Here is a 17,844-nt window from a genome sequence, read left to right as displayed (position 1 = left end):
ATAAATCAGGATGGCGGTGGATGACAGCGCTTAGACCGGTCTCGCCACCCTCGCCGGCCCCGAAAACACAAAACCCCCGCACCGGTCACACCGGGCGGGGGTTCTGGAGGTTACCGACTGGTGCCTTGCGGCTTACCAGCCAGTGACTTCCTTCAGGGCCTTGCCAATTTCGGCGAGGCTGCGCACGGTCTTCACACCGGCATCCTGGAGGGCGGCAAACTTCTCGTCTGCGGTGCCCTTACCACCGGAAATGATGGCACCGGCGTGGCCCATACGCTTGCCCGGAGGCGCCGTGACACCGGCGATATAGGAAACCACCGGCTTGGTCACGTTTTCCTTGATATAGGCTGCGGCTTCTTCCTCGGCAGTACCACCGATTTCACCGATCATCACGATCGCTTCAGTCTGCGGGTCTTCCTGCAGCAGCTTCAGGATGTCAATGAAGCTGGAGCCCGGAATCGGGTCACCGCCGATACCGACACAGGTGGACTGACCGTAACCGAAGTCAGTGGTCTGCTTGACCGCTTCATAGGTCAGGGTACCGGAACGGGAAACGATGCCGACCTTGCCAGGCTTGTGGATATGGCCAGGCATGATGCCGATCTTGGTTTCACCCGGGGTGATCACGCCCGGACAGTTCGGACCGATCATGCGAACGCCCTTGCGATCCACGTACTCTTTCGCGTAGAGCATGTCGATGGAGGGAATACCTTCGGTGATGCACACGATCAGCTGGATACCAGCGTCTGCGGCTTCGATGATGGCGTCCTTACAGAACGGCGCCGGCACGTAGATCACGGTGGCTTCCGCACCGGTCTTCTCTACCGCTTCGCGAACGGTGTTGAACACCGGCAGGCCCAGATGCTCTGTGCCGCCCTTGCCGGGGCTGACGCCGCCGACCATCTTGGTGCCGTATTCAAGCGCCTGCTCGGAGTGGAAGGTACCCTGGGCACCGGTAAAGCCCTGGCAGATAACCTTGGTGTCTTTGTTGATCAGGATACTCATTATTTACCCCCCGCGGCTTTAACGACCTGTTCTGCAGCATTGGACAGGCTGGTTGCGGCAATGATGTTCAGGCCACTTTCGTCGAGCACCTTGGTGCCCTTTTCGGCGTTGTTGCCTTCAAGGCGTACCACCACAGGAACCTTTACGCCCACTTCCTTGACAGCGCCAACGATACCCTCGGCGATCATGTCACAGCGTACGATGCCACCGAAGATGTTCACCAGGACCGCCTGCACGTTGTCATCGGAGAGGATGATCTTGAACGCCTCGGAAACGCGCTCCTTGGTGGCACCGCCACCAACGTCCAGGAAGTTGGCCGGCTGGCCGCCGGAGAGCTTGATGATGTCCATGGTACCCATGGCCAGACCAGCGCCGTTGACCATGCAGCCGATGTTGCCATCCAGCGCCACGTAGTTCAGTTCCCACTTGGCCGCTTCCGCTTCGCGGGCGTCTTCCTGGGACGGGTCGTGGAAGTCGCGAATCTTCTTCTGGCGATAGAGGGCATTGCCGTCGACGTTGATCTTGGCGTCGAGGCAGTGGAGATCGCCCTTGTCGGTGATGACCAGGGGGTTCACTTCCAGCAGGGCCAGGTCGTTGTCTTCGAACAGCTTCGCCAGACCCAGGAAAATCTTGGTGAACTGACCGATCTGCGGTCCGCTCAGGCCCAGCTTGAAGGCAAGCTCGCGACCCTGGTAGGGCTGCGCGCCCACCAGCGGGTCGATTTCCGCCTTGAGGATCTTCTCGGGGGTTTCCTCGGCAACCTTCTCGATCTCGACACCGCCCTCGGTGGAGGCCATGAAGACGATACGGCGAGTGCCACGATCAACCACCGCACCCAGGTAAAGTTCCTGGTCGATGTCGGTCAGGGACTCAACCAGAATCTTGCTGACCGGCTGACCATTCTCGTCGGTCTGGTAGGTAACCAGGTTCTTGCCAAGCCACTGCTCGGCAAATGCCTTGATCTCGTCCTTGCTCTTGACCAGCTTGACACCGCCAGCCTTGCCGCGGCCGCCAGCGTGGACCTGGGCCTTTACCACCCAGCCGTCACCGCCAATCTTGTCTGCCGCAGCGGCGGCTTCCTCAGGAGTATCACAGGCATAGCCCTTGGATACAGGCAGGCCGTATTCAGCAAACAGCTGTTTGGCCTGATATTCGTGCAAATTCATAGTCAAGTGTCCCGCTTTTTGATGGAGGATAACCACATACGGAATTTTGAACCCGCCGGAACCCATCGGAAACAGGCCTGCCACTCTGGGCCCCGCGCTGACTCCGATGGACTCCTGTCCGCGAATTCCTGTCGACAGGCCGGGGATCACCTCAGCCTGTCTTAACGCTGTTCCGGGCAACGGCCCGTGTCTGCCGCGCGCGGGAAACGCCCTTGCTTTCCCGGCCCGGAAAATAACCGGGGGCGCAGCCACTTACGCGGCGCGCCCCCGGAAACGCGTTATTTCTTTTTGCGACGGTTGGCGATATGAATAGCGCCACCATCTACCGCCAGGGCTGCCTCATGCACCGACTCGGACAGAGTCGGGTGCGCGAAACAGGTCAGGGCCAGGTCCTCGGCACTGGAGCCGAATTCCATGGCAATGACACCCTGTGCGACGATCTCGGAAGCCTGCGGACCCATCACATGGAAACCCAGGATCCGGTCGGTCTTTTCGTCGGCAATGATCTTGACCATACCGACAGCCGCATCGGCCGCCATGGCGCGGCCGTTGGCAGCAAACGGGAACGTGCCCACTTTGTAGGCCTCGCCTTCCGACTTCAGCTGCTCCTCGGTCTTGCCCACCCAGGCCACTTCCGGCGAGGTGTAGATCACGCTGGGGATGCAGTCGTAGTTGACCTGCGGCTTGTGACCGGCAATCCGCTCGGCGACCATGACGCCCTCTTCGGACGCCTTGTGGGCCAGCATCGGACCGCGAACCACATCGCCGATCGCCCAGACACCAGGAACGTCGGTCTTGCAGTGGTCATCAACGTGGATGAAGCCGCGCTCGTCCATGTTTACCCCTGAATCGGCGGCCAGCAGGTTTTCGCTGTACGGACGACGGCCTACCGCCACAATCACCTTGTCGAACTTGAGTTGCTGCTTTTCCTTGCCGTCTTCATAGTCGACGTAGACCAGCTTGCGCTTGATTTCGCTGTTGGTCATGCGGGCGCCGAGCTTGATGTCCAACCCCTGCTTCTTGAACTGTTTGAGGGTCTCTTTCGCCAGTTGCTGGTCCACTGTGGGCAGGAAGGTGTCCATGGCCTCAAGAACCGTCACTTCCGAGCCCAGCCGGGCCCAGACACTTCCCAGCTCCAGACCGATGAAGCCGGCACCAATCACGCCGAGACGCTTGGGTACCTCGTCAAACTCCAGGGCGCCCCAGGAATCCACGATATAGTCTTCGGTAAACGGCGCCGGCGGAATCTCGATGGGCTTGGAACCACTGGCCAGAATCACGTTCTCGGCCTCGTAGACCTTGGTGTTGCCCTCATTGTCGGTCACTTCCACCTGGCGGTTGGCCAGAAGCTTGCCGTGCCCGTGGATGGAGGTAACGCCATTGGACTTGAACAGCCCGGCAATACCACCGGTCAGCTGCTTCACGATACCGTTCTTGCGTTCCATCATCTTGCTGATGTTGATCTTCAGATCGCTCAGCTCGATGCCCTGCTCCGCATAGCCGTGGCCGGCTTCCTCAAACTTGTGGGAAATCTCCAGCAGAGCCTTGGAAGGGATACAGCCAACATTAAGACAGGTGCCACCGAGCACCTGCTGCTTGCCATCTTCTGAAGTCCAGGACTCGACGCAGGCGGTCTTGAGGCCCAGCTGCGCTGCCTTGATGGCTGCCACATAGCCACCAGGACCCGCACCGATCACGATTACATCGTACTTGTCAGACATGTTCTATCCCGTTATCTGGCGGAAGCCCCGGTCGACGGCCGGGGCTCCTTGATTGAGTGAAAGGTTCAGACGTCCAGCAGGATGCGGGTCGGATCCTCGATCATTTCCTTGATGGCGACCAGGAACTGTACCGCTTCCTTGCCATCGATCATGCGATGGTCGTAAGACAGGGCCAGGTACATCATCGGCAGGATCTCGACCTGGCCGTTCACCGCCATCGGGCGCTCCTGGATCTTGTGCATGCCCAGAATAGCTGTCTGCGGCGGGTTCAGGATCGGGGTGGAAATCAGCGATCCGAAAATGCCACCGTTGGTAATGGTAAAGGTGCCACCGGTCATTTCCTCGATACCCAGCTTGCCACCCTTGGCCTTCTGGCCATACTCGACAATCTTCTTCTCGATATCCGCAAGTCCCAGGGCGTCGACATCACGAACCACCGGAACAACCAGGCCACGGTCTGTGGAGACGGCGACACCGATATCCTGATAGCCATGATAGACCATGTCGTTACCGTCAATGGACGCATTCACTGCCGGGAAGCGCTTGAGGGCCTCTGTGGCCGCCTTGGCGAAAAAGGACATGAAGCCGAGTTTGATGCCATGACGCTTCTCGAAGCTGTCCTTGTACTGCTTGCGCAGGTCCATGACCGGCTTCATGTTCACCTCATTGAAGGTGGTGAGCATGGCGGCGCTCTGCTGGGCATTGACCAGACGCTTGGCGATGCTGGCGCGGAGACGGGTCATGGGTACGCGTTTTTCCGGACGATCGCCCACGGGTACGTCAGCGGCCGGTGCCGCCGCCTCTTTCCGGGGCTCGGACGAAGTGGGAGCAGCCTTGTTGCCACCCTCGATATGGGCCTGAACGTCTTCCTTGGTAACGCGTCCGCCCTTGCCGGAGCCCTTCACATCCGCGGGATCGACGTTGTTCTCGTCCGCGAGTTTACGGGCCGCGGGGCTCAGAATCGCCTCGTCGACACCGGCGGCGGATACGTCTTCCCGGGAGGGCTCCTGCTCCTTGGACGCGGATGCGGTCTTGCTCTCTTCGGAACCGGATTCCTCTGACTTGCTACCGGCTGCCCCCTCCTTGAACCTGCCGATTACCTCACCGCTTTCCACGGTATCGCCTTCATCCTTGAGAATCTCTTCGATGACACCGTCCGCCGGCGCGACCACTTCCAGAACCACCTTGTCGGTCTCGATGTCGACAATCAGTTCGTCACGCTCACAGGCTTCACCAGGCTTCTTGTGCCAGGTCGCAACGGTACCTTCAGCGACCGATTCCGGAAATACGGGGGCTTTTATTTCTGTTGACATTTCAGATCCTTACGTTCGGTAGCTCGTCAGATTTCAAAGGCGTCATTCACCAGCTTTTTCTGCTGCTCGACGTGAGTGGACATATAGCCTGCAGCCGGCGCGGCTGAGGGGTCACGACCAGCATACGCAAGATAAAGCTTCGGGTTCAGGCGGTGTAGCGCGGCCCGCATATGGTGCTGGCTACTGTACCAGGCACCCTGATTCATGGGCTCTTCCTGGCACCAGACCGTGTGCTTGAGCTTGGTATAAGGAGCAAGCAGTTCGTCCAGGTCGTCACCGGGGAACGGATACAGCTGCTCAATCCGGACAATGACCACATCATCACGGCTGTCCGCCTTTTTCTTCTCGAGTAGGTCATAATAGACCTTGCCGCTGCAGAGAATCAGGCGAGTCACTTTCTTCGGGTCAGACGGCTCCTTCTCAGGAAGAATGGTCTGGAAGGTACCCGAGGTCAGATCGTCCAGGTCCGAGGTGGCTTCCTTGTGGCGCAACAGGCTCTTGGGTGTAATCGCCACCAGGGGCTTGCGCAGGGGCCGCTTGACCTGACGACGCAGCATGTGGAACACCTGGGAAGGCGTGGTGGGCACGCAGACCTGGATATTGTGCTCGGCACACATCTGCAGGAAGCGCTCCAGCCGCGCTGAGGAATGCTCCGGGCCCTGCCCTTCGTAGCCATGGGGAAGCAGCAATGTGAGCCCGCATAGCCTGCCCCACTTGTGTTCGCCGCTGGTGAGGAACTGGTCGATCACCACCTGGGCGCCATTGGCAAAGTCCCCGAACTGGGCCTCCCAGACGATCAGCGACTTGGGAGCGGTGGTGGCATAGCCATATTCGAAGGCCATGACCGCCTCTTCCGACAGCAGTGAGTCGTATATCTCGAACAGCGGCTGGTCCTCGGACAGGTTGGCCAGGGAGGTCCAGGTGTCGCCGTTCTTCTGGTTGTGAAGCACCGCATGACGATGGGAGAAGGTACCGCGCCCAACGTCCTGACCGGTAAGCCGGATCGGGTGACCCTCGTCCAGCAGAGAGGCATAGGCCATCATCTCGCCATAACCCCAGTTCAGGCTCAGGGCGCCGGCGGTCATCTTGTTACGGTCCTCGACAATCTTGGAAACCTGCCGCTGGACCTGGAAGCCTTCCGGCACATAGGTCATTTTCTTGCCCAGGCGCTGGACATTCTTCAGCGACACGCTGGTCTTGCACTTGGCGGTCCACTCGTGGCCCAGGTACGGCGACCAGTCCACGTAAAGATCCTTGTTGGGCTGTTTCACCAACGACTTGACCACGTGATCACCCTTGTCCAGAGCGTCCCGATATTCGGTCTCCATCTGTTTGGATTCTTCGTCGGTGATCACACCTTCCTTTACCAGCTGGCTGGCGTAAAGGTGGCGGGTACTCTTGAGCTTGCGAACCTGCTCGTACATCACCGGCTGGGTGGCGGAGGGCTCGTCCGCTTCGTTGTGGCCACGGCGGCGATAGCAGACCAGGTCGATCACCACATCGCGCTTGAATTCGTTGCGGTAGTCCATGGCCATCTGGGTGACGAACAAGACCGCTTCGGGATCGTCCGCGTTCACGTGCAGAATGGGCGCCTGGACCATCTTGGCCACGTCGGTGCAGTATTCGGTTGAACGGGCGTCTTCCTGCCTGCTGGTGGTGAAACCGACCTGGTTGTTGATCACCAGGTGAATGGTGCCCCCCACGCCAAAGCCCCGGGTCTGGGACATCTGGAAGGTTTCCATCACCACGCCCTGGCCGGCAAAGGCGGCGTCGCCATGCATGATGATGGGAACGACGGAGCTGCCATCGTTATCGCTGCGACGGGTCTGGCGGGCGCGAACCGAGCCGACCACCACCGGTGAAACGATCTCCAGGTGCGACGGGTTGAATGCCAGGGCAAGATGAACTTCCCCGCCCTCGGTCATGACATTGGAGGAAAAGCCCTGGTGGTATTTTACGTCCCCGGATCCGGAATCCTGGAGCTTCTTGCCCTCGAATTCGTCGAACAGGTCCTTGGGGTTCTTGCCCAGCGTATTGACCAGCACGTTCAGGCGGCCACGGTGGGCCATCCCGAGAACAATCTCCTTGGCGCCGCAGCTGCCGGCACGCTGGATCAGCTCGTCGAGGCAGGGAATCAGACTTTCACCGCCTTCCAGGCCAAAGCGCTTCACACCCGGATAGCGGGAGCCCAGATATTTCTCCAGGCCCTCGGCGGCGGTCAGACGCTCCAGCAGGTGCTTGCGGGTCTTGGCTTCGTACGCCGGCTTTGAGCGAACCGGCTCCATGCGCTGCTGGAACCACCGCTTGATGCGGGTATCAACAACATGCATGTATTCAGCGCCAATACTGCTGCAATAGGTCTTGCGCAGATTGTCGATGATATCGCCAAGCTTCATTCGCTCGGAACCAAAGTTCAGTGAGCCGGTCTGAAATTCCAGATCGCGGTCCGCGTCGGATAACTCGTGGAACGCCGGGTCCAGGTCCTCCACCGGCGGTCGCTGCCAGACCCCGAGAGGGTCAAGCCTCGCCTCCTGATGGCCGCGGAAACGGAAAGCATTGATCATCTGCAGTACGCGGATCTGCTTGCGGTCGGCATCGGTGGTGACGGAAGCGGGAACGCCGGCGCCGGAATAGGAGCGCTGGTTGCGGGAGATGTGCTCGAACTGTGCGCGGATCGTGGAGTGAGCGATATCGCGGGTGTTGCCTTCAACGCCCGGAAGCTTGTCGAAATAGCTCCGCCACTCTTCTGGAATGGCGTTTGGGTCTGTCAGGTAGGTTTCAAAAAGCTGCTCAACATAGGCCAGATTCCCACCCTGTAAATGGGATGTCTGCCATAACTGCTCCATTATGCTTTCATGCATTTTGAATAGCTCACCTTGGACTGGTGCGGGGGAGCCCACTATGGTCGGCCAGGGGTATGTCACAGTCAATACGGGTTTTTACGGGATCGACTGCTGCCACCACAATGCTCACGGATGTTCTCCGTTCCCCAGTGGTTTTTGTAATGAATCGGGCCGCAGGGGAGCTTTTTGGGCGCCCACTGCGGCTCCGTAGGATGCCCTACCGGCCCCCGCCTGCCAATGCGCCTTTGGTAGAAGGCTGTGTGGTCAGGCGGTATGCGAGCCGGGGGCCAACATTTCCAGAACAGTATAGCGGTATTACAGAAAACCGCTGATCAGGTTGCCCGCTGCAACAGCAGGTTGCGGATATGGCCGATGGCCCGGGTCGGGTTCAGCCCCTTCGGGCAGACACTGACACAGTTCATGATGCCGCGGCAACGGAATACGCTGAACGGATCATCCAGATCGGACAGGCGCTCGTCCTGGGCGGTATCGCGGCTGTCGGCCAGGAACCGATAGGCCTGCAACAGGCCGGCCGGACCAACGAACTTATCCGGGTTCCACCAGAAGGAGGGACAGGCCGTGGAGCAGCAGGCGCAGAGAATGCACTCGTACAATCCGTCCAGTTTCTCCCGGTCTTCCGGAGACTGGAGCCGCTCGATGGCCGGCTCCGGGGAGTTGTTGATCAGGTACGGCTTGATGCTCTCGTACTGCCGGTAGAAGATGTTCATGTCGACCACCAGATCCCGGATCACCGGCAGACCCGGTAATGGGCGGAGAACCAGCTTGTTGTTCTTGAGCACGTCGGATACCGGCGTGATACAGGCAAGGCCGTTGCGGCCATTCATGTTCATGCCGTCGGAACCACAAACGCCCTCGCGGCAGGACCGGCGATAGGCAACGGAAGGGTCCCGCTCCTTGAGCATGCTCAGAACGTCGAGCACCATCAGGTCCCTGCCTTCCGGAATCTCCACTTCCACGTCCTGCATGTAAGGGGCACTGTCAGTTTCCGGGTTGTAACGGTAAAGGCTTACCAACATGTCTTGAATCCCCCTCAGTAAGTCCGGATTTTCGGCTCGAACGTCGGCACCGTCTTCGGCGCGAAATTCACATCACGCTTGCCCACCCGCTTCTCAAGCGGGAAGTACACGGAGTGCTTCAGCCAGTTCTCGTCGTCACGCTCGGTGTAGTCGTTACGGGCATGGGCACCACGGCTTTCCCTGCGCTCAACAGCGGAAACCGCGGTTGCGTAGGCGACTTCGTACAGGTTGTCCAGCTCCAGCGCCTCGATACGGGCGGTGTTGAAGGCGTTGCTGCGATCCGCCAGCCTGGTCTTGCGAACCCGCTCGCCGATCTCGTCCAGCTGCTTGAGACCCTTGTCCATGCTGTCGCCGTCACGGAATACACCGAAGTACAGCTGCATGCAGTTCTGAAGATCCTTACGGACCTTCGCCACGTCCTCGCCCTCTTCGGTGTTGTTCAGGCGGTCAACGCGGGCCATGGCCTTCTGGATCTCTTCCTCGGTCGCAATGTCCGTTTCGAACCCTTCACGGAGCATCTGCTCGATGTGAAGACCGGCAGCGCGACCGAATACCACCAGATCCAGCAGGGAGTTACCACCCAGGCGGTTGGCGCCATGCACTGACACACAGGCTGCCTCGCCACAGGCGAACAGACCCTCGATGGGGTGGTCCTTACCGTTCTCGTCCACGGTCAGGGCCTGCCCCCCCACGTTGGTGGGAATACCGCCCATCATGTAGTGACAGGTGGGAACAACCGGAATCGGCTCCTTCACCGGGTCAACATGGGCAAAGGTGCGGGAAAGCTCACAGATGCCCGGCAGACGCAGATTCAGCGTCTCTTCGCCCAGATGGTCCAGCTTGAGCAGAACGTGATCCTTGTCCGGACCACAGCCACGGCCTTCCAGAATTTCCAGAACCATGGAACGTGCCACAACGTCACGGCCGGCAAGGTCCTTCGCGTTGGGGGCATAACGCTCCATGAAGCGCTCACCCTCGGAGTTGATCAGGTAGCCACCCTCACCACGACATCCTTCGGTCACCAGGGTGCCGGCGCCATGGATACCGGTGGGATGGAACTGCCACATCTCCATGTCCTGAACCGGGAAACCGGCCCGCAGGGCCATGCCGACACCGTCACCGGTATTGATCAGGGCGTTGGTGGTGGAAGCATAGATACGGCCCGCGCCACCTGTGGCCAGAACCGTGGCCTTGGCCTTGATGTAGGCAACTTCGCCAGTCTCGATCTCGATGGCGACGACACCAACCACCTGGTTTTTGCTGTTTTTGACCAGGTCGACCGCGTACCACTCGTTAAGGAAGGTGGTGCCACCCTTCAGGTTCGCCTGGTAGAGGGTGTGCAGCAGCGCATGCCCTGTCCGGTCAGCAGCGGCACAGGTACGGGCGGCCTGACCGCCCTTGCCATAGTCTTTGGACTGACCGCCGAACGGACGCTGGTAGATGCGGCCCTGCTCGGTACGGGAGAAAGGCAGGCCCATGTGTTCAAGCTCGAAAACCGCCTGAGGACCGACAGAACACATGTACTCGATCGCGTCCTGGTCACCGATGTAGTCGGAGCCCTTGACGGTGTCATACATGTGCCAGCGCCAGTCGTCATTGGGGTCGGCGCTCGCAATGGCACAGGTGATGCCGCCCTGGGCGGAAACGGTATGGGAGCGGGTCGGAAAAACCTTGGTAATACAGGCGGTATTGACACCGGTCTCGGTCAGCTGAAGCGCGGCGCGCATGCCGGAACCACCACCACCGATAACAATGGCGTCGTAGGAAATGGTCTTGATGTTACCCATCGATTAAAGCCCCCAAAGAATCTGAATGCCCCAGACGACATATACGAACATGACGGTGCCACAGGCTGCCTGGACCAGGAAGCGCGGCAGGGTCGCCTTGATGTAGTCGGTGGAAACGGTCCAAAGGCCTACCCAGGCATGACCACCGAGCGCAAGCAGCGTACCGAGGCTGAACATGCGGAACCAGGTCTGACTGAACAGGCCTGCCCATGCTTCGTAGTCGACGTCCGTGGTGAGCATGAAGCCAAACAGGAAAAGCGTGTACAGTGCCAATACGTAGGCGCTTACGCGCTGGACCATCCAGTCGTAGACACCACTGCGACCAAGGTTAGTTACGCTATCTACAGCCATACCCATGCTCCCGCGAGAATAATCAGAATCACCGAAATAACCACTGTCAACTTGGCAGCGAGACGTCCACTCTCAAGCTCCTCACCAATCCCCATATCCATTAACAGATGCTTGATCCCAGCCACCAGGTGGAACAGAAGGGCTGACAGAATGCCCCAGATAATCAGCTTCGCCAGGAAGCTGTCCAGCAGTTCATTGACCCGGTTGAAGCCAGCCTCCCCGGACAGGGAAAGGTCCAGACCATAGAGCAGAAAGGCAACACCAACAAACATGATGACGCCGCTGATCCGGTGCAGGATGGAGGTTATGGCAGGTAGCGGAAAATGAAACTTGCCGAGATCGAGATTTACTGGTCGTTTGCTATTCACAGCGCTCTCACACTCTCTTTTTGCTCCGCGCTTCCGGCGGGGCCGGGGCGGATGGTTGGTATGAAGTGATGACCGTGTCGGTACGCCGTTGTATCGGCACAGGCAACTCGGGAGGGAGCACATTACCGCAAACGTCGTTGCAGGCGTTCGGGCTCTGGTTTGTCCCCGTTTCCGGGCTAGGGATTATAAGGAGTGCCCCCCGGAATTACAAACCGGCAAGGCGGTAAAACACTGTCAGGACAGGCCATACGGTGCGCTATTGGGATGATTGACAAAAACGTCAAAAGCCTCTAGCCAAACATGACAGAATGTCCCGGAGGGACCGTACCGTATACTTTTCGACGGAGCGAGGCCTCCAATCAGCCTCACTTTCCGGTATCATGGCCGGATTGTAAAATCAGGTTTTATCCCGTCGCGCATTGACAAAAAAAGCCAACACCCTATATTTTGCCGCCGGTTTGTTAATAATACGCGCCTTCCCGCGCCTCTATCGCTGATAACAGGAGAGCACCATGACCGACAGGAAAGCCACGCTCTCGGTGGGTGACAAATCCATTGAGCTTCCGGTTTACTCAGGCACCGTTGGCCCAGACGTCATTGACGTTCGCGGCCTGGTCCAGGAAGGCGTTTTCACCTACGACCCGGGCTTCGTTTCCACCGCTGCCTGCGAGTCCGCAATCACCTACATCGATGGCGCCAAGGGCGTTCTGCTGCACCGCGGCTACCCCATCGACCAGCTGGCCGAGCAGTCCGATTACCTGGAAGTGTGCTACCTGCTCCTGAACGGCGAGCTGCCTACTCCCGAAGAGAACAAGCGGTTCCACGACACCATCAAGAACCACACCATGCTTCACGACCAGATGCGCAACTTCTTCCACGGCTTCCGCCGGGATGCGCATCCCATGGCCATCATGTGTGGCGTGGTTGGGGCCCTTTCAGCGTTCTACCACGACCAGATGGACACCAGTGATCCCCGTCAGCGCGAGATCACGGCCCATCGTCTGATCGCCAAGATGCCCACTATTGCCGCCTGGTGCTACAAGTACTCCATTGGTCAGCCGTTCATGTATCCCCGCAATGACCTGGATTACGCCGAAAACTTCCTTCACATGATGTTTGGCGTGCCCTGTGAGGACTACAAGCCGAGCCCCACCCTGGCCAAGGCCATGGACAAGATCTTCCTCCTCCACGCTGATCACGAGCAGAACGCGTCCACTTCGACGGTGCGTCTGGCCGGCTCCACCGGCGCCAACCCCTATGCCTGCATTGCCTCCGGTATCGCCGCCCTGTGGGGCCCCGCCCACGGTGGCGCCAATGAAGCCGTCCTGGACATGCTGGCCGAAATCGGTGACGAGAAGAACATCGAGAAGTTCATTGCCAAGGCCAAAGACAAGGACGATCCCTTCCGCCTCATGGGCTTCGGCCACCGGGTCTACAAGAACTTCGACCCCCGCGCCAAGGTCATGCGTGAAACTGCCCACGAGGTGCTGGCGGAGCTGGGCCTGGAAGACGATCCCCTGCTCAAGATCGCCCAGCGCCTGGAGAAAATCGCCCTGGAAGATGACTACTTCGTGGAGCGTAAACTCTACCCGAACGTCGACTTCTACTCCGGCATCATCCTCAAGGCCATCGGTATTCCGACGTCCATGTTCACGGTTATCTTTGCCCTGTCACGCACCATTGGCTGGTTCAGCCACTGGAACGAGATGGTTTCCGGCAACTACCGGATCGGTCGTCCCCGCCAGCTTTACACCGGCGAGGAGAAACGGGACTACCCGACCAAGAAGTAATGTAGCCTGCCCTGCAGGACCGTACAGAAGGGCCGCTGGATTCCAGCGGCCTTTTTTTGATGCATACAGTGTAAATCAGGACTCCCTGAACGGCGGAGAAAGACGCGCCGGTGGCGGGGGAAGTCTTTCGCCGCCGCAATTCACGGCCCCTCCCTGGACCGGCCTTGCTCCGGGGCATCCATGCCCCTGCTCTGAAAGATCCCCCCCCATCCACCGTCGCGTCCCAGACATTTGACGACCTCGAAAGACAGCGTGACCTTGGTACACATGGGGTCAGACCCATTTTTCTCGAAGAGAAAATAGGGTCTGACCCCAATTTCCGGAGGTTGCCGCGACACCCAGCACCTTTAACATACTTCACGGTTCTGTAATCATTGTTACCTTTCCCGCAAAACAAGCTGTCGACTGGAGAACACCAGATGAAGAACATGGCATTTATCGGCCTCGGCGTGATGGGCTACCCCATGGCCGGGCACCTGGCCAGAGCCGGGCTGACCGTCAGGGTGTGGAACCGCAATCCGGAGAAAACCAGGCAATGGGTCAGGGAGTACGATGGCGAAGCCAGTGACACCATTGCCAAGGTCGTCGAAAACGCCGACGTGGTGCTGACCTGCGTTGGCGCTGACCCGGACCTTCGGGAGGTCTATTATGGTGATGGCGGCATCATTGCCAACGCTCCCCGAGGGGCCATTCTGGTGGATCACACAACCGCGTCGGCAGGCATCGCCGAGGAGCTGTCAGCCGCAGCCGTCAGCGCAGGCCAGCACTTTCTGGATGCCCCGGTTTCCGGGGGCCAGCAGGGCGCCGAGAAGGGCCAGCTAACCATCATGTGCGGCGGCAATGACGAGGCCTTTCACAGGGTGGAGAAGACTCTCAGCCTTTACGCCAAGGCACTGAACCTGATGGGACCGCCGGGCAGCGGACAGAAAACCAAGATGGTCAACCAGATTGCCATAGCGGGCCTGGTGCAGGGTCTTTCGGAAGCGATTCACTTCGCGGAACAGGCAGAGCTGGACCCGAAGCGGGTCATCGACGTGATTTCCAAGGGGGCGGCACAGTCCTGGCAGATGGACAATCGCTCGGCCACCATGATCGGAGGGGAGTTCGACCACGGTTTCGCCGTGGACTGGATGCGCAAGGACCTGGCCATCTGCCTTGAGGAGGCCCGCCGCAACGGCGCCAAACTCCCCGTGGCGGCCCTGGTGGATCAGTTCTACGCCGACGTCCAGGACATGGGCGGCCGACGCTGGGATACCTCTTCCCTGATCCAGCGGTTACGGGCCAAATGATTGTTTAGCCACGGAATCCACGGAAGGACACGGAAAAATGCTTTTATAGCCGCGGAATCCGCGGAAAAACGCGGAAGTAAAAGAGAAAGAAGAGCCAGGGACGGCGCGAACAACCACGAAAAACTCTCGTCTTTTCCGTAAGGGAGTGTTCGCAGCAACGTTCTTCGGTACTAGTCTTTTTCCGCGTCCTTCCGCGGTTTCCGCGGCCAAAGAATCTTTTCAGTCTTTTTTCCGTGTTCTTCCGTGAATTCCGTGGCAAATCCTATTATTTACGCTTGTCCTGCGGAATCCAGCGGCCGTTCTCGTACCAGGCGGACCAGCCCGTCGCCTTGCCGTCCTTTTCGGACATGACGTACTGCTCCTTGGTCTTGCGGCTGTAGCGGATCACCGTGGGGTTGCCGTCCGGATCCTTTTCAGGCGCGTCCATCAGGAAATCGTACTTCGGGTCGATTTCCTTGCGGTGCGGCTTGATCTCCTTCACCAGGGGCGGCCGGGTCTCGCGGTTCTTGGGGAACTTGCTGGCCGCAAGGAACAGGCCGGAGGCACCGTCCCTCAGCACGTAGGTATCGTCCACCTTCTCGCACTTCAACTCCGGCATGGGTACCGGATCCATCTTGGGAGGTGCCGGCTCGCCGCTTTTGAGGAGCTTGCGGGTGTTCTTGCAGTCGGGATTGGTGCAGCCGAAGTACTTGCCGAAACGGCCGGTTTTCAGCTGCATCTCGGCACCGCATTTATCGCATTCCAGGGTCGGGCCTTCATAACCCTTGATGCGGAAACTGCCCTCCTCCACTTCGTACCCCGAGCAGTCGGGATTATTGCCGCAAATATGCAGCTTGCGCTTTTCGTCGATGAGATAGCTGTCCATCGCCGTACCGCATTTCGGGCAACGGCGCTTCTTGCGAAGGAGCCGGCTTTCGCCCTCGCCCTCCACATCGTCATCAGCGCTGACCACCTCGTCACCGGGGACGAGGTTAATGGTGGTCTTGCAGCGTTCTTTCGGCGGCAGCGAGTAACCGGAACACCCCAGGAATACCCCGGTACTGGCAACCCGAATCTGCATGTTGCGCCCGCAACTGGGACAGGGAATGTCGGTTTCCGTGGGCGTGTTGCTGCGCATCCCCTCTTCCGGCTTTTCAGCCTCTTCCAGCTGCTTCCGGAAACGGGCGTAAAAATCGTTGAGTACTTTTTTCCAGTCCTCCTGCCCTTCGGCAATCTCGTCCAGCTCGTCTTCCATGCGCGCGGTAAAGTCGTAGTCCATCAGGTTCGGGAAGGATTCCGTCAGACGCCCGGTAACAATATCCCCCATTTTCTCGGCATAGAAACGACGATTCTGGAGCCGCACATAGCCCCGGTCCTGGATGGTGGAAATGATCGAGGCGTAGGTGGAAGGACGGCCAATGCCCTGCTTCTCCAGCTCCTTAACCAGGCTTGCCTCCGTGTACCGGGGCGCAGGCTTGGTGAAGTGTTGGGTCGGATCCAGCTTGACCAGATCCAGAATTTCGTCCACCTGGATATCGGGCAGCGCCACATCCTCGTCTTTCTTGGCAGACTGGGGAGCGGCTTTCAGGAAGCCCTCGAACTTGATGATGCGGCCACGGGTGCGCAACTCGTAGTCGCCATTGGCCACCACAACCGAGGTGCTGAGGAATTCCGCATCCGCCATCTGGCAGGCGATAAACTGGCGCCAGATAAGGTCATACAGTTTCTCAGCATCCTTCTCCAACCCACTGATATCGCTGGGTCGGCGAGTCACTTCTGTCGGCCGTATCGCCTCGTGGGCCTCCTGGGCGCCTTCCTTGCTGCCATACACCCGGGGTGAATCCGGAAGGTACTTCTGGCCGAATTGCTTATTGATGTATTCCCGGCAGGAGTTGACAGCGTCCTGGCTCAGGTTGGTGGAGTCCGTTCGCATATAGGTGATGTAACCGGCCTCATAAAGCCGCTGGGCCAGCATCATGGTTTTCTTGACGGTGAAGCCCATGCGGTTGCTTGCCGCCTGCTGGAGCGTCGAGGTGATGAAAGGCGCGGAAGGACGTGAGCGCGTGGGCTTGTCTTCACGCTTCGCCACCCGGAACTGACCCTGTTTCAGGCGTTCGACGTGGGCCCTACTCTGCTTTTCGTTCTCGGGCCGGAAGCCCTTGTCCTGGTACCGGGTAACCTCGAAGCGGACCGGGCTCTCGGCCTTCTTCAGATCCGCATGGAGCTGCCAGTACTCTTCCGGCACAAAACTGCGGATTTCCTTTTCCCGCTCCACGATCAGCCGCACCGCCACGGACTGTACCCGGCCGGCAGAGAGCCCCCTCGCGATCTTGGACCACAGCAGCGGCGAAACCATGTAGCCCACCACCCGGTCGAGGAAACGTCTGGCCTGCTGGGCGTTGACGCGATCGGTGTCGATACTGCCCGGGTCCTCAAACGCCGACTGGATGGCGCGCTTGGTAATCTCGTTGAACACGACGCGCCGGTATTTCTCATCATCGCCGCCGATAGTTTCCCGCAGGTGCCAGGCGATGGCCTCTCCCTCGCGGTCAAGATCCGTTGCCAGATAGACATGATCGGCGGACTTGGCGAGCCGCTTGAGCTCACTCACCACCTTTTCCTTCCCTGGCAGGATTTCATAGCGGGCCTGCCAGCCATGATCCGGATCCACGCCCATGCGGGCAATAAGTTGCTCCCGGGCCTTGCGCTTCTTGTAGGCAGCCTTCTCCTCCGGGTCCATCTTCCGGGTCTGGGCTGCCAGCCGGGCACGCTCCTTCGGGTCCGTGGTAGAGCCGCTGCCGCTGACCGGCAGGTCACGAATATGACCAACACTGGATTTTACGATGTAATCGTTACCCAGATACTTGTTGATGGTCTTCGCTTTGGCAGGCGACTCGACGATAACGAGACTTTTACCCATATCAGAGACATTACCCCTGGAACGTGATCAATAAACAGGCATGGCCAAAGAGCAAATAAAATCAGGCCACTGGAGAAACAACTGCACCTTGCCCGGTCGCATAGGAGCACTGTTTTACAGGGTCAGCAAAGTCAAGACAACCCATTATTTGATTTTTGGTAACGCTATAGCACAACAGTGGCGGGGCTTGCCAACATGCGCAAGCCAGCCTGATGCAGGCGCAAACCTCCTCGCTGGCAGGCCAGCTCCTGCAGGTTGGCCGCCATCCCAGAGCC

The 17,844-nt window shown here is 59.1% G+C and carries 12 protein-coding genes; 2 read left to right on the top strand and 10 right to left on the bottom strand.

Going from position 1 to position 17,844, the window contains the following annotated elements; translation table 11 throughout:
- Nucleotides 1-132 precede the first annotated feature (132 nt).
- The 9 genes from sucD to sdhC all read right to left on the bottom strand — a co-directional run bounded on the left by sucD (nucleotide 133) and on the right by sdhC (nucleotide 11,591).
- Nucleotides 133-1,005 (bottom strand): succinate--CoA ligase subunit alpha, encoded by an 873-nt coding sequence (sucD, locus tag BM346_RS01340; protein ID WP_092008513.1) that lies wholly within the window; start codon nucleotides 1,003-1,005, stop codon nucleotides 133-135.
- Nucleotides 1,005-2,171: an ADP-forming succinate--CoA ligase subunit beta gene (gene sucC, locus BM346_RS01335; RefSeq protein ID WP_092013161.1), complete on the bottom strand. Its 1,167-nt coding sequence runs from the start codon at nucleotides 2,169-2,171 to the stop codon at nucleotides 1,005-1,007. The genes sucD and sucC overlap by 1 nt, the downstream gene beginning before the upstream one ends.
- A 278-nt stretch (nucleotides 2,172-2,449) precedes the next feature.
- Nucleotides 2,450-3,892: a dihydrolipoyl dehydrogenase gene (gene lpdA, locus BM346_RS01330; protein WP_092008512.1), complete on the bottom strand. Its 1,443-nt coding sequence runs from the start codon at nucleotides 3,890-3,892 to the stop codon at nucleotides 2,450-2,452.
- Between the two features lie 65 nt (nucleotides 3,893-3,957).
- Nucleotides 3,958-5,205, bottom strand: a complete 1,248-nt coding sequence (gene odhB / locus BM346_RS01325) for a 2-oxoglutarate dehydrogenase complex dihydrolipoyllysine-residue succinyltransferase (RefSeq protein ID WP_092008511.1) — start codon at nucleotides 5,203-5,205, stop codon at nucleotides 3,958-3,960.
- Between the two features lie 26 nt (nucleotides 5,206-5,231).
- A complete protein-coding gene (locus BM346_RS01320) occupies nucleotides 5,232-8,066 on the bottom strand; it encodes a 2-oxoglutarate dehydrogenase E1 component (protein ID WP_092008510.1) in 2,835 nt (944 codons plus the stop codon).
- A gap of 314 nt (nucleotides 8,067-8,380) precedes the next feature.
- Nucleotides 8,381-9,085 (bottom strand): succinate dehydrogenase iron-sulfur subunit, encoded by a 705-nt coding sequence (locus BM346_RS01315; protein WP_092008509.1) that lies wholly within the window; start codon nucleotides 9,083-9,085, stop codon nucleotides 8,381-8,383.
- 14 nt (nucleotides 9,086-9,099) lie between these two features.
- The gene (gene sdhA, locus BM346_RS01310) at nucleotides 9,100-10,872 is read right to left on the bottom strand and encodes a succinate dehydrogenase flavoprotein subunit (RefSeq protein WP_092008508.1); all 1,773 of its coding nucleotides are present in this window, start codon (nucleotides 10,870-10,872) and stop codon (nucleotides 9,100-9,102) included.
- A gap of 3 nt (nucleotides 10,873-10,875) precedes the next feature.
- Nucleotides 10,876-11,229 carry a succinate dehydrogenase, hydrophobic membrane anchor protein gene (gene sdhD, locus BM346_RS01305; protein WP_092008507.1) on the bottom strand — a complete coding sequence of 118 codons (354 nt, stop codon included), beginning with the start codon at nucleotides 11,227-11,229 and terminating at the stop codon, nucleotides 10,876-10,878.
- Nucleotides 11,214-11,591 carry a succinate dehydrogenase, cytochrome b556 subunit gene (gene sdhC / locus BM346_RS01300; protein ID WP_092008506.1) on the bottom strand — a complete coding sequence of 126 codons (378 nt, stop codon included), beginning with the start codon at nucleotides 11,589-11,591 and terminating at the stop codon, nucleotides 11,214-11,216. The genes sdhD and sdhC overlap by 16 nt, the downstream gene beginning before the upstream one ends.
- Nucleotides 11,592-12,103: 512 nt before the next feature.
- Here sdhC and gltA point away from each other — a divergent pair.
- Both gltA and BM346_RS01290 read left to right on the top strand, forming a co-directional pair.
- Nucleotides 12,104-13,381 carry a citrate synthase gene (gltA, locus tag BM346_RS01295; protein ID WP_092008505.1) on the top strand — a complete coding sequence of 426 codons (1,278 nt, stop codon included), beginning with the start codon at nucleotides 12,104-12,106 and terminating at the stop codon, nucleotides 13,379-13,381.
- Nucleotides 13,382-13,779: 398 nt separating this feature from the next.
- Nucleotides 13,780-14,670, top strand: coding sequence for an NAD(P)-dependent oxidoreductase (locus BM346_RS01290; RefSeq protein ID WP_323807475.1), 891 nt, complete (start codon nucleotides 13,780-13,782; stop codon nucleotides 14,668-14,670).
- A 265-nt stretch (nucleotides 14,671-14,935) separates the two neighbouring features.
- On the opposite strand, the gene topA is transcribed toward BM346_RS01290, so the two are convergent.
- The gene (gene topA / locus BM346_RS01285; protein ID WP_092008503.1) at nucleotides 14,936-17,569 is read right to left on the bottom strand and encodes a type I DNA topoisomerase; all 2,634 of its coding nucleotides are present in this window, start codon (nucleotides 17,567-17,569) and stop codon (nucleotides 14,936-14,938) included.
- Nucleotides 17,570-17,844 lie beyond the last annotated feature (275 nt).

The sequence above is a fragment of the Marinobacter daqiaonensis genome (assembly GCF_900115285.1).
GTDB lineage: Bacteria > Pseudomonadota > Gammaproteobacteria > Pseudomonadales > Oleiphilaceae > Marinobacter > Marinobacter daqiaonensis.
Note: the sequence above shows the minus strand (reverse complement) of the source record. Positions and strands in the feature narration are given on the sequence as shown.